The 12,693-nt window shown below is 75.0% G+C and carries 10 protein-coding genes; all 10 read left to right on the forward strand.

The window, feature by feature from the left end; translation table 11 throughout:
- Positions 1-113 precede the first annotated feature (113 nt).
- The gene (gene smc, locus ACWGKI_RS19045) at positions 114-3,689 is read left to right on the forward strand and encodes a chromosome segregation protein SMC (protein WP_452189123.1); all 3,576 of its coding nucleotides are present in this window, start codon (positions 114-116) and stop codon (positions 3,687-3,689) included.
- A 4-nt stretch (positions 3,690-3,693) separates the two neighbouring features.
- Entirely contained in the window at positions 3,694-4,020 is a 327-nt protein-coding gene (locus ACWGKI_RS19050) for a hypothetical protein (RefSeq protein ID WP_380245226.1), read from the forward strand.
- A gap of 40 nt (positions 4,021-4,060) precedes the next feature.
- Positions 4,061-5,230: a signal recognition particle-docking protein FtsY gene (gene ftsY, locus ACWGKI_RS19055; protein ID WP_380245225.1), complete on the forward strand. Its 1,170-nt coding sequence runs from the start codon at positions 4,061-4,063 to the stop codon at positions 5,228-5,230.
- A 138-nt stretch (positions 5,231-5,368) separates the two neighbouring features.
- On the forward strand, positions 5,369-6,646 hold the full coding sequence (locus tag ACWGKI_RS19060) for an ammonium transporter (RefSeq protein WP_380245224.1): 1,278 nt from the start codon (positions 5,369-5,371) through the stop codon (positions 6,644-6,646).
- Positions 6,643-6,981 (forward strand): P-II family nitrogen regulator, encoded by a 339-nt coding sequence (locus tag ACWGKI_RS19065; RefSeq protein ID WP_380245223.1) that lies wholly within the window; start codon positions 6,643-6,645, stop codon positions 6,979-6,981. Before ACWGKI_RS19060 ends, ACWGKI_RS19065 begins: the two co-directional genes overlap by 4 nt.
- Positions 6,982-7,197: 216 nt before the next feature.
- On the forward strand, positions 7,198-8,934 hold the full coding sequence (locus ACWGKI_RS19070) for a [protein-PII] uridylyltransferase family protein (protein WP_452189126.1): 1,737 nt from the start codon (positions 7,198-7,200) through the stop codon (positions 8,932-8,934).
- 54 nt (positions 8,935-8,988) lie between these two features.
- Positions 8,989-10,614, forward strand: coding sequence for a signal recognition particle protein (ffh, locus tag ACWGKI_RS19075; protein ID WP_380245362.1), 1,626 nt, complete (start codon positions 8,989-8,991; stop codon positions 10,612-10,614).
- A gap of 52 nt (positions 10,615-10,666) precedes the next feature.
- Positions 10,667-11,779, forward strand: a complete 1,113-nt coding sequence (locus ACWGKI_RS19080; protein WP_452189128.1) for an amidohydrolase family protein — start codon at positions 10,667-10,669, stop codon at positions 11,777-11,779.
- A 202-nt stretch (positions 11,780-11,981) separates the two neighbouring features.
- Positions 11,982-12,398: a 30S ribosomal protein S16 gene (gene rpsP, locus ACWGKI_RS19085; RefSeq protein ID WP_452189130.1), complete on the forward strand. Its 417-nt coding sequence runs from the start codon at positions 11,982-11,984 to the stop codon at positions 12,396-12,398.
- Positions 12,398-12,637 carry an RNA-binding protein gene (locus tag ACWGKI_RS19090; RefSeq protein WP_380245361.1) on the forward strand — a complete coding sequence of 80 codons (240 nt, stop codon included), beginning with the start codon at positions 12,398-12,400 and terminating at the stop codon, positions 12,635-12,637. Before rpsP ends, ACWGKI_RS19090 begins: the two co-directional genes overlap by 1 nt.
- Positions 12,638-12,693 lie beyond the last annotated feature (56 nt).

Below are 12,693 nucleotides of genomic sequence, written 5' to 3' on the forward strand. Positions count from 1 at the left end.
CCGCCGGTTTGAGGACCAAGTCAGCACGCTCGATGCGTCTCGGCGGGACGCCGGTGCGGGCGGGACCGGCGGAGTTCCGCGGATCCGCGGTGCTCGGCGGTTAGGCTCGCCGGGTGCACCTCAAGACGCTCACGCTCCGAGGCTTCAAGTCGTTCGCCTCGGCGACGACGCTGAGCCTCGAGCCGGGCATCACCTGCGTGGTCGGGCCCAACGGTTCGGGCAAGTCCAACGTGGTCGACGCGCTCTCCTGGGTGATGGGGGAGCAGGGTGCCAAGTCGCTGCGCGGCGGCAAGATGGAGGACGTCATCTTCGCCGGCACCGCCGGCCGGCCGCCGCTGGGCCGCGCCGAGGTGTCCCTCACGATCGACAACACCGACGGCGCGCTCCCGATCGACTACACCGAGGTGACGATCTCGCGGACCCTGTTCCGCAGCGGCGGGTCGGAGTACGCGATCAACGGCAGCTCGTGCCGGCTGCTCGACATCCAGGAGCTGCTGAGCGACTCCGGCATCGGTCGTGAGATGCACGTCGTGGTGGGGCAGGGCCAGCTCGACGCCGTCCTGCGCGCCACGCCGGACGACCGCCGCGGCTTCGTCGAGGAGGCGGCGGGAGTCCTCAAGCACCGCAAGCGCAAGGAGAAGGCGCTGCGCAAGCTCGACGCGATGCAGGGCAACCTCGCCCGCCTCACCGACCTCACCGCGGAGCTGCGGCGCCAGCTCGGGCCGCTGGGACGACAGGCGGAGGCGGCCCGCCGGGCCCGCACGGTGCAGGCCGACCTGCGCGACGCGCGGTCGCGCCTCCTCGCGGACGACCTTGCCCAGCTCACGGCGCAGATGGCGCAGGAGCGGGCCGACGAGGCGGCGCTGCGCGAGCGGCAGCGGGAGACCGAGCAGGGGCTGGAGCAGGCCCGCGCGCACCTGGCACGACTGGAGGTGGCGGCCTCGGGTGCCGTCGCGGAGGTCAGCCGTGCCGCCGACGCCTTCCACGCGCTGACCGCGCTGCGCGAACGGCTGGGTGGCCTGGCGACGCTGGCCGACGAGCGGGTGCGGCTGCTCGGTGCCGCCGAGCCGGAGCACCGCGGCCAGGACCCCGCCGACCTCGAGGCACAGGCGGAGCGCGCCAGTGCCACGGAGGCCGAGCTGGCCCGCGAGGTCGAGCTCGCCCGCGCCGCCGTCGAACGCGTCGTCGCGGCGCGCACCGACGCCGAGAAGGCGGCCGACGCGGCGGAGCGCGAGCTCGCGACGCTGCACCGCGGTGCGGCCGACCGGCGCGAGGGCCTGGCCCGGCTCTCCGGACAGGTGGCCGCCCGGCGCAGCCGCGTCGAGGCCGGCGACGCCGAGCTGGAGCGGGTGCGCGAGGTCGTCGCGGAGGCGGAGCGCCGGGCCGAGGAGGCGGCACGCGAGTTCGGCGCCCTCGAGGTCCAGGTGGTCGGGGCCGAGGAGGGCGAGGAGGACCTGGACGCCCGGCACGAGGACGCGACGACGGCGCTCGCCGAGGCCCGGGCCGCGGTGCAGGACCTCGAGACGCGCGCGTCGGAGGCCGAGCGCGACCGCGCCACCTGGAGCGCGCGGGTCGAGGCGCTCGAGCTGAGCCTGGACCGCAAGGACGGCGCGGGCGCGCTGCTCGCGGACGCCGCGCCGGGGGTGCTCGGCTCGGTCGCCGCGCTGCTCGGCGTCGAGCAGGGGTACGAGGACGCCGTGACGGCAGCCCTCGGCCCGGTCGCGGACGCCGTCGCCGTCCGCGACGTCGACGCGGCGGTCGACGCGCTGCGCCGGCTGCGGGACGACGACGCGGGCCGTGCCGGGCTCGTCGTCGGCGGCGGGGTCGAGGACGCCACGGCCGCCCTCCACGTCGACCTGCCGGACGGTGCACGCCGGGCGACCGACGTCGTCACCGTGGCGGGCCCCGCGGCGGGCCCGCTGCGCACCCTGCTGCGCGACGTCGTCGTGGTGGACGACCTGGCGCAGGCACGAGCGCTGGTCCAGTCGGCCCCGGGCGTGGTGGCCGTCACCCGCGCCGGCGACCTGCTCGGGGCGGGCCGGGCCTGGGGCGGCTCTGCGGCGGCACCGAGCGTGCTGCACCTCACCTCGGCGCTCGACGAGGCCAAGGAGGGTCTCGCCGACGCGGCGGCGCGCGGCGAGCGGTGCCGGTTCGAGCTGGTCGGGGCGCGCGAGCGCCTGGAGTCGGCGCAGGCGACCCACGACGAGACGCTCGCGCAGCTGCACGAGTCGGACGCGGCGCTCGCTGCCGTGGCGGAGCAGCTCGGGACGCTCGGGGCGGCGCACCGCTCCGCCCTGGCGGAGGCGGAGCGCCACCGCGCCACCCTCGCGCAGGCCCACGACCGGCGCACGGCCGACGAGGCGGAGCTGGCGGAGCTGGTCCGTCGGCTCGAGGTCGCCGAGGCGGAGCCCGCCCAGTCGCAGGAGCAGGTCGCGGCGGCCCAGGCGGAGCGGGACGCGGCGCAGGAGAGCGCCACCCGGGCGCGCGGGGCGGAGACCGAGGCGCGGCTGGAGCTGCGCACCAGCGAGGAGCGCGCGAGGGCGGTGGCCGGACGTGCGCAGGGGCTGGCACGCGCGGCGGCGCAGGAGCGCGCCGCACGCGAGAAGGCGGAGCGCCGGGCGGTGCGGCGGGCGGCCGAGGCGCGCACGGCCGCCTCGGTGCGGGACGACGCGCGCGCGGCCCTCGCCGTCCTCGCTCGTTCCGTGGACCGCGCCCAGTCCGAGCGCGCCGCGGCCGACGAGGAGCGGGGCGCGCGCCAGCAGGAGCTCGACGTGGTCCGGGCCGACGCCGACCGGTTGGCGGGCCAGCTGCGGGACCTCACCGACGTCGCGCACCGCGACGAGGTGGCGCGCGCCCAGCAGGTGGCGCGGCTCGAGCAGCTGCAGGCACGGGCGGTCGAGGAGCTGGGCAGCGACCCGGACGTCCTCGTCGAGGAGTTCGGCCCCCACCGTGACGTCCCCGTGCCGCGCCCTGCGGACGCGGCCGACGACGAGCCGGACCCGCAGCCCGTGCCCTACGTGCGGGCCGAGCAGGAGAAGCGGCTGGCGACGGCCGAGCGGGCGCTCGCCCGCATCGGGGCGGTGAACCCGCTCGCGCTGGAGGAGTTCGCCGCGCTCGAGGAGCGCCACCAGTTCCTCACGGAGCAGCTCGCGGACCTGAAGAAGTCGCGGCAGGACCTCCTGCACATCGTCGACGAGATCGACGAGCGGGTGCAGCAGGTCTTCGCCGAGGCGTTCCGCGACACCGCGGAGCAGTTCGTGCGCGTGTTCGGCCGGCTGTTCCCCGGGGGCGAGGGGCGGCTCGTCCTCACCGACCCTGCGGACCTCCTCACGACGGGCATCGAGGTCGAGGCGCGGCCGGCGGGCAAGAAGGTCAAGCGCCTGTCGCTGCTGTCCGGCGGCGAGCGGTCCCTCACCGCGGTCGCGTTCCTCGTGTCGATCTTCAAGGCCCGCCCCAGCCCTTTCTACGTCATGGACGAGGTCGAGGCCGCGCTGGACGACGTCAACCTGGGCCGGCTGCTCGAGATCTTCCGCGAGCTGCAGGAGGACTCCCAGCTCATCGTCATCACCCACCAGAAGCGCACGATGGAGGTCGCGGACGCGCTGTACGGCGTCACCATGCGCGGCGACGGTGTGACGACCGTCATCTCCCAGCGGATGCGCGAGACCGCCGACGCGGCAGGAGAATAGCGCCATGCTCACGTTCGTCTTCTGGGTCCTCGGGTCCCTCGTGCTCGCCGCGGTCGTCTTTCTCGTGGCGAACGTCATGGAGCGTCGTGAGGGACAGGACGTGGAGGCCCCGGGCCTGCGTCGCTTCCTGCGCGACTTCCGTTCCGGGCTGAGCCGCAGGCGTGCGGCAGCTCCTGCCCCGGTCGAGACCGGGATGGACGAGTTCTTCGCCGCGACGGTCGAGGACGCCCCGGGGTACGTCGACCCCGAGGAGCTCACCGAGGCCCTGCACCGCGCCCGCATGCAGGCCCGCAGCACGTGGCACGTGGGGACCGTCCGCAAGCCGGAGTGAGGCGCCCGCGGTCCGCGGTCGGTTCTGGGAGACTGTGCGCGTGACTGATCTGCTCTGGCTCTGGATCCTCCTCGGTGTCGTCGTCGTGGTGGGCGGCGGCGCCGCGCTCCTGGTCCCGCGCTCGCGCCGGCGGCCGCTCGATCGTGACGGCGGGGACACGACGACCCTCGCGCCGCCCGCCCCGCACGGCGGCGTGGGGGAGGCCGAGGCCCCGGGGCAGGTCGCCGAGCCGGACGTCCTCGGGCCGACGGCGCCCGCGCTCGAGACCCCGGAGCCGGTGGCCGGCCGGCTGGTCCGGCTCCGCGACCGGCTCGCCCGGTCGGGCTCCCCGTTCGGTGCGCGCCTGCTGAGCGTGCTGTCCCGCGACCACCTCACCGAGGACGACTGGGACGAGCTCGAGGAGACGCTGCTGCTCGCGGACATCGGCGCCGGGCCGGCCGACGAGCTGCTCGACGCGCTGCGCACCCGGGTGCGCGTGCTCGGCGTCCGCGACCCGAGGGCGGTGCGCGAGCTGCTGCGCGAGGAGCTGCTCAAGATCGTCGACCCGACGCTCGACCGGGAGGTCGCCACGACCGGACCCGTCGGCGACGACGGCACGCGCCTGCCCGCCGTGGTGCTGGTCGTGGGGGTCAACGGCACGGGCAAGACCACGACCGTCGGCAAGCTCGCGCGCGTGCTGGTCGCCGAGGACCGCACCGTGGTGCTGGGCGCCGCCGACACGTTCCGCGCCGCGGCCGCCGACCAGCTGCAGACCTGGGGCGCCCGGGTGGGCGTCGAGACGGTCCGCGCCGACCGCGACGGCGCCGACCCCGCGGCGGTCGCGTTCGACGCCGTCCGGCGCGGCAAGACCGACGCGACGGACGTCGTGCTGGTCGACACGGCCGGCCGCCTGCAGAACAAGGCCGGCCTCATGGACGAGCTGGGCAAGATCACGCGCGTCATCACCCGGGAGGCGCCGCTCGCCGAGGTCCTGCTCGTGCTGGACGCCACGACCGGCCAGAACGGCCTCAACCAGGCGCGGGTGTTCGGCGAGGTCGCCGGCGTCACGGGCATCGTGCTGACCAAGCTCGACGGCACCGCCCGGGGCGGCATCGTCGTCGCCGTGCAGCGCGAGCTCGGCGTGCCGGTCAAGCTCGTCGGCCTGGGGGAGGGGCCGGACGACCTGGCGCCGTTCGACCCCGAGCAGTTCGTCGACGGCCTGCTCGGCTGACGTCTCGGGCGCCGCAACACAACCTTTACCTGTGCGGCGAGCTTGTCACCGCCCCGTAACGCAACCTGAGCACGGGCGAAACCGCGCGCCGAGAGCGTTGTCCCCGACCAGCCGCCGGGCTGGCGAGGGGAGAACACCATGGAATGGGACACCGGGGCCGCTGCGTGGATGCTGACGTCGGCATCGCTCGTGCTCCTCATGACGCCCGCCCTGGCGCTGTTCTACGGCGGCATGGTGCGCGGCAAGTCGGTGCTGAACATGATGATGATGTCGTTCGGCGCCATCGGCGTCGTCGGCGTGATCTACGTGCTGTGGGGCTGGTCGATGTCCTACGGCTCGGACGTCGGCGGGATCGTCGGCAACCCGTTCGACCAGTTCGGCCTGGACGGGACGCTGTTCGACGCCGCGGGTGACGCGGTGGTGAGCCCGCTGGGCAACTACCCGCAGGTCATCGACGTGGCCTTCCAGGTCACGTTCGCGATCATCACGGTCGCGCTCATCTCCGGCGCCATCGCCGACCGCGTGAAGTTCGGCACCTGGATGGTCTTCGCCGGGATCTGGGCGACGGTCGTCTACTTCCCGATGGCGCACATGGTCTGGGGCGGCGGCCTGCTGTCCGCCGACGGTCCGTTCGGCGGGATCGCCGCACCGATCGACTTCGCCGGCGGCACCGTGGTGCACATCAACGCCGGCGCCGCGGCCCTGGTGCTGGCGATCGTGGTCGGCAAGCGCAAGGGCTTCGGTACCGAGCCGATGCGACCGCACAACCTCACCATGGTGATGCTGGGCGCGGCGCTGCTGTGGTTCGGCTGGTTCGGCTTCAACGCCGGCTCCGCCTTCGGCGCCAACGAGTCCGCGGGCCTGGCCTGGGTCAACACGACGTCCGCCACGGCCGCCGCGATGCTCGCCTGGCTCGTCACGGAGAAGCTCCGCGACGGCAGCGCGACCTCCCTCGGCGCCGCCTCCGGCGTCGTCGCGGGTCTCGTCGCGATCACCCCGGCCGCCGGCTCGGTGAGCCCCGTCGGTGCGCTCCTGCTCGGTGCGGTCGCCGGCGTGCTGTCCGCGCTCGCCGTGGGCCTGAAGTACAAGCTCGGCTTCGACGACTCGCTCGACGTCGTCGGCGTCCACCTCGTCGCCGGCATCTGGGGCACCGTCTCCATCGGCTTCCTCGCCACCGACACGGGCCTGTTCTACGGGGGCGGGTTCTCCCAGCTCGCGGTCCAGGTGATCATCGCCGTCATCGCGGTCGTGTTCTCCCTCGTCCTGACGACGGTCATCGCGCTCGCCCTCAAGGCGGTCATGGGCTGGCGGGTCTCCGAGGAGGCCGAGGTCGGCGGCATCGACCTCGCGGTGCACAGCGAGACGGCGTACGAGACGATCCAGCAGGGTTCGGTCGCGAAGGAGATCCGCGCATGAAGCTCGTCACGGGAGTCATCCAGCCCCACCGCCTGGACGACGTGAAGTCCGCCCTCGAGGCCGCCGGCATCCGCGGCATGACGGTCAGCGAGGCCAGCGGCTACGGCCGCCAGAAGGGGCACACCGAGGTCTACCGCGGCGCCGAGTACACGGTCGACCTGGTCCCCAAGGTCCGCGTCGAGGTCCTCGTCGCGGACGGGGACGCCACGACCGTCGTGGACGTCGTCGTGAAGGCGGCCCAGACGGGACGCATCGGCGACGGCAAGGTGTGGACCACCTCGCTCGACGACGTGGTGCGCGTGCGCACCGGCGAGCACGGCGACGCGGCCCTCTGACCGTGCCCGACGCCCTCGGGGACCCGGCCGGGTCCCGCGCCCCCCCCACGGGGGCGCGGGGCCCGGTGGGGGGGGTGCGCACCGGCCTGCGCACGCGGGGGGCCGGGTGCCCCCGGGCCCCCCCGCCGCCCCGCCCATCGCACCGGGCCGTCCGCCCCGGGGCCCCGGGCCGGGCCCCGCGCCCCCACCACGGGGGCGCGGGGCCCGGTCGGGGCGTTGCGCACCGACCTGCTCACGCTGGCCGACGGGCTGACCGGCCCGGGCCGGTCGGGCGTCGCGCGCCGCACCGCCCTGCAGCAGCTGGTCACCGACCGCCTCACGCCCCTGTACGAGGCCGCCACCGCCGACGTCGACCCGGCCGGCCTCGCGCTCGCCGCCGTCGGCAGCCTGGGGCGCGGCGAGCCGGGCCCCCTGTCGGACCTGGACCTCGTCCTCGTGCACGACGGGCGCACCCACAAGCCCGACGAGCTCGCGCGCGTGGCCGACGCCCTGTGGTACCCGCTGTGGGACTCGGGGGTCGACGTCGACCACGCCGTGCGCTCCCTGAGCCAGACCCGCCGGCTGGCCTCCACCGACCTTCCCGCCGCCGTCGGCTGGCTGGACGTGCGGCCCCTCGCGGGCGACGCCGTGGTGGTCCACCGGGCGGCGTCGGCGATCCTCACCGACTGGCGCTCCGCCTCCCGCCGCAGGCTGCCCGAGCTGCTGCACAGCGCCCGGGAGCGCGCCGAGCGGGCCGGCGAGCTCGCCTACCTCATCGAGCCGGACCTCAAGGAGTCCCGCGGCGGCATCCGTGACGCCGTGCTGCTGTCCGCGCTCGCCGCCACCTGGCTCACCGACCGCCCGCACGGCCGGGTCGACCGCGCCTACACGCACCTGCTGGACGTGCGCGACGCGGTGCACGTCGTGACGCGACGCCGTTCGACCCGGCTGCTGCTCGCGGACCTCGACGAGGTCGCCGCGCGGTGCGGCAAGGACGACCCGGACGAGCTGCTGGCCGGGCTCGCCGAGGCGGGCCGCGAGATCTCGTACGCCCTGGACTCCACCGTGCGGCGGGCACGCCAGGCGCTCCAGCGCCCCGCCGCGCGCCGGCCGGTCGTGGTGCGCGGCCGGCGGTCCGCCCCGCGGCTGCGCTCCGCCGGGGACGGGCTCGTCGAGCACGACGGGGAGCTGGTGCTCGCGGCGGGGGCCAGGCCCGCCGAGGACCCGCTGCTCCCGCTGCGCGCAGCCGCCACCGCGGCCCGGACGGGGCTGGTGCTCTCGCCCGTCACCGTGCACTCCCTCGCCCAGAGCCCTCCGCCGCCCGTCCCGTGGCCGCCCGCCGCGCGCACCGCCCTCCTCACCCTGCTCGGCGCGGGCCCCGCGCAGGTGCCCGTCTGGGAGGCGCTCGACCTCGCGGGGGTCGTCACGACGTGGATCCCCGAGTGGGCCGGCGTGCGCAACCGCCCCCAGCGTGCGGCGATCCACCGGCACACGGTGGACCGGCACCTCGTCGAGACGGTCGCCCGGGCCGCGCGGGTACGGCGCCAGGTCGCCGCCGACGCCGGCGTCGCCCCGGCACCGTCCGAGCCGTTGCTGCTCGCCGCCCTCCTGCACGACATCGGCAAGCGGCGCGGCGCGCACAGCACGGACCACGCCGTCGAGGGGGCACAGATCGCGCCGGGCGTCGTGCGGCGCTGCGGCTTCGACGACGCGACGGCGCACGACGTCGGCGTCGTCGTGCGCCACCACCTCACGCTGGCGCGGCTCGCGACGACGGCCGACCTCGAGGACCCGGCCACGGTGGCGGAGCTGCTGGACGCGCTCGAGCACCGCGCGGACCTGCTCGAGACCGTGCGCGCCCTGACGGAGGCGGACGCTTCGTCCCTCGGGCCGGCAGGCTGGACGTCGTGGCGCGCGAGCCTGGTGGACGACCTCACCGGGCGGGCACGGCGGGCGCTCGCGGTCGACCCGTAGCCGACCGGTAGGGTAGGTGGCTGCAACGACCGAATCTCTGTGAGGACCAGCCTGGTGTTCAACTCCCTGTCGGACCGGCTCACCGCGACGTTCAAGAACCTGCGCGGTCGGGGACGGCTCTCCGAGGCGGACATCGACGCGACCGTGCGCGAGATCCGCCGGGCCCTCCTCGACGCCGACGTCGCCGTGCCCGTGGTGCGGGAGTTCACCGCCGCGGTGCGCGAGCGCGCCCTGTCGGCCGAGGTGTCCGGGGCGCTCAACCCCGCGCAGCAGGTCGTGAAGATCGTCAACGACGAGCTCGTCGGGATCCTCGGCGGCCAGACCCGCGCGCTGCAGCTCGCGAAGACGCCGCCGACGGTCATCATGCTCGCGGGTCTGCAGGGCGCCGGCAAGACGACGCTCGCCGGCAAGCTGGCGCTGGCTCTCAAGGAGCAGGGCCACACCCCGCTGCTGGTCGCGGCCGACCTGCAGCGCCCCAACGCGGTCACGCAGCTGTCCGTCGTGGCCGAGCGCGCGGGCGTGCGCGTCTTCGCCCCGCACCCGGGGAACACCAGCGGGACCGACGCGGAGACGGACACGATCATCGGCGACCCCGTGGGCGTGGCCCGCGACGGCGTCGCGGAGGCGCGGGCGAAGCAGCACGACGTCGTCATCGTCGACACCGCGGGTCGCCTCGGCGTCGACCAGGTCCTCATGCGCCAGGCCGCGGACATCCGCGACGCCGTGCAGCCCGACGAGGTCCTGTTCGTCATCGACGCGATGATCGGCCAGGACGCCGTCGCGACGGCGAAGGCGTTCGAGGAAGGCGTCGACTTCACCGGCGTCGTGCTGTCCAAGCTGGACGGCGACGCCCGCGGTGGCGCGGCGCTGTCCGTGGCGACGATCACGGGCCGGCCGATCATGTTCGCCTCCACGGGCGAGAAGCTGACCGACTTCGAGGTCTTCCACCCCGACCGCATGGCGTCGCGCATCCTCGACATGGGTGACGTCCTCACCCTCATCGAGCAGGCCGAGAAGGCGTTCGACGCCGAGCAGGCCGAGAAGATGGCCGCCAAGGTCAGCGCCGGCGAGGACTTCACCCTGTCCGACTTCCTGGTGCAGATGCAGCAGATGAAGAAGCTGGGCTCGATGAAGAAGATGCTCGGCATGCTGCCGGGCATGGCGCAGATGCGCGACCAGCTCGAGAACTTCGACGAGCGTGAGGTTGACCGCGTCCAGGCGCTCATCCAGTCGATGACGCCGGCCGAGCGCGAGAACCCCAAGCTCATCAACGGCTCCCGCCGCGCCCGCATCGCCCGCGGTTCCGGGCAGACCACCACGGCCGTCAACCAGCTGCTCGAGCGCTTCACGCAGGCGCAGAAGATGATGCGCCAGATGAGCAAGGGCGGTGGGATGCCGGGCATGCCCGGTGGGATGCCGGGGATGCCGGGCATGCCGGGCGGCGGCAAGAAGGCCCGCGGCAAGCAGGCGCCGCAGCGCAAGGTCAAGGGCAAGTCGGGCAACCCCGCGAAGCGGGCGCAGCAGGAGCGCGAGGCCATGCAGCGCGCCCTCGGCGGTCCGGCGGACAAGCCCGCGGCCCCCGGGTCCGCGTTCGGGGTGGGCGGCGCCGAGCCCGCGGAGCAGGACCTGTCGAAGCTCCAGCTCCCGGACGGCTTCGACAAGCTGCTCGGCGGCCGCTGAGGCTCACGGCACGGCGCACGTCGGCGACCCCCCGACTCGGTAGCCTTCGACCATGTCCGCCCCGCACGTCCCGCTGCACGTCACCGGCCACGTCCTGCTCGGGCAGGACCGCGACGTCGGCGAGATGTGGGTGCGTGACGGGCGCGTCAGCCTGACCCGTCCCTCCCCGCAGGGGAGCGCCACGCGTGAGCTCGAGGGCTGGGTGCTGCCCGGGCTGGTCGACGTGCACTGCCACCTGGGGCTGGGCCCCGGGGGCGCCGTCGACGCCGAGACCACGGTCGCGCAGGCGCTCGTCGACCGGGACGCGGGCGTCCTCCTGGTCCGCGACGCCGGGTCGCCGGTGGACACGTCCTGGGTGCAGGACCGCCCCGACCTGCCGCGCCTGGTGCGCGCCGGCCGCCACCTCGCGCGCCCGAAGCGCTACCTGCGGGGTTTCGGGCTGGAGCTCGACGACGTCGCGGACCTGCCCGCCGTCGTCCGTGCGGAGGCGCGCGGCGCGGACGGGTGGGTCAAGCTCGTCGGCGACTGGATCGACCGGGACCTCGGACGCGACGGTGACCTGCGGCCGCTGTGGCCGCGCGACGTCCTCGTCGAGGCCGTCGCCGCCGCCCACGCGGAGGCCGCGCGCGTCACGGTGCACGCGTTCTCCGAGGAGGTGGTCGGCGACCTCCTCGCCGCCGGCGTCGACGGCATCGAGCACGGCACCGGGGTGGTCGGCGCGTCCGTGGACGAGGTCGCGGCGCGCGGCATCCCCGTGACGCCGACGCTGCTGCAGGTGGGACGGTTCGAGGAGATCGCCCGGCAGGCCGAGGACAAGTTCCCCGTCTACGCCGCGCGCATGCGCTGCATGCACGCGCGCCGCTACGAGCACGTCCGGACGCTCCACGAGGCGGGCGTCCCGCTGCTCGTCGGCACGGACGCAGGCGGGACGCTGGGGCACGGGCGCATCGTGGACGAGTGCGCCGAGCTGGTGGCAGCGGGCATCCCCGCGGCCGACGTGGTCGCGATGGCCACCTGGCGGGCACGGGAGGTGCTCGGTTTCGGTGCGCTCGTGGAGGGCTCCAGCGCGGACCTGGTGGTGTACCCCGCCGACCCGCGCGAGGACATCGAGGTGCTGCGGTACCCGACCGCCGTCGTCCTGCGCGGGCAGGTCGTCCGGGGCTGACCGCGCGGCCTCGACCGGCGGTCGCCGCGACGTCCGTCACACGAGGTTGGAGGCGCACGCCCCGGTCTGGCACAATGACCGTGTACTCGGCGTGCCCAGGCCCCTCTCTCCTGCGCAGGTCGTGTCCTGACCTCATGCGCCGCCAGGACCCCACCCGGCGGAGCGCAGGGTCGCCCCACCAGAACCAGGAGACACCACCACAGTGGCCGTCAAGATTCGTCTGAAGCGCCTCGGCAAGATCCGGGCCCCGTACTACCGCGTCGTCGTGGCCGACTCGCGCTCGAAGCGCGACGGTCGCGTGATCGAGGAGATCGGGAAGTACCACCCGACCGAGGAGCCGTCGTTCATCGAGATCAAGTCCGAGCGCGCGCAGTACTGGCTCGGCGTCGGCGCGCAGCCGACCGAGCAGGTCGCCGCGCTCCTCAAGATCACCGGTGACTGGCAGAAGTTCAAGGGCCTGCCGGGTGCCGAGGGCACCCTGCGGACCAAGACCGCGAAGGCCGACAGCGCCGCCGCGATCGAGGCCGTCGCCGCCGAGGCCGAGAAGGTCAAGGCCACGGCCGCCCAGAAGAAGACCGCGGAGCCGGCGGAGTCCGCCGAGGCCGAGGCCGAGGCCTGATGCTCGCCGAGGCCCTCGAGCACCTGGTGCGCGGCATCGTGGACAACCCGGACGACGTCCGGGTGGCCGCGCGGACGCAGCGCCGGGGCGACCTGCTCGAGGTGCGGGTGCACCCTGACGACCTCGGCCGTGTGATCGGCCGGGGCGGACGGACGGCGAAGGCTCTGCGCACCGTGGTCGGCGCGCTCGCGACGGACGGCCCCGTGCGGGTCGACGTCGTGGACGTCGACCGGCGCTGACGCCCGCCGCACCCCGCTGCCGCAGCTTCGACGAGGCCCGGCCCCCACCGCACGCC

The organism is Isoptericola sp. NPDC055881, from assembly GCF_053615895.1.

What these genes read in the sequence shown, in the direction of transcription:
- ACWGKI_RS19050 (WP_380245226.1), top strand. Translation starts at nt 3,694, where the DNA reads ATGCTCACGTTCGTCTTCTGGGTCCTCGGGTCCCTCGTGCTCGCCGCG.
- ACWGKI_RS19060 (WP_380245224.1), top strand. Translation starts at nt 5,369, where the DNA reads ATGGAATGGGACACCGGGGCCGCTGCGTGGATGCTGACGTCGGCATCG.
- ACWGKI_RS19065 (WP_380245223.1), top strand. Translation starts at nt 6,643, where the DNA reads ATGAAGCTCGTCACGGGAGTCATCCAGCCCCACCGCCTGGACGACGTG.
- ACWGKI_RS19080 (WP_452189128.1), top strand. Translation starts at nt 10,667, where the DNA reads ATGTCCGCCCCGCACGTCCCGCTGCACGTCACCGGCCACGTCCTGCTC.
- ACWGKI_RS19090 (WP_380245361.1), top strand. Translation starts at nt 12,398, where the DNA reads ATGCTCGCCGAGGCCCTCGAGCACCTGGTGCGCGGCATCGTGGACAAC.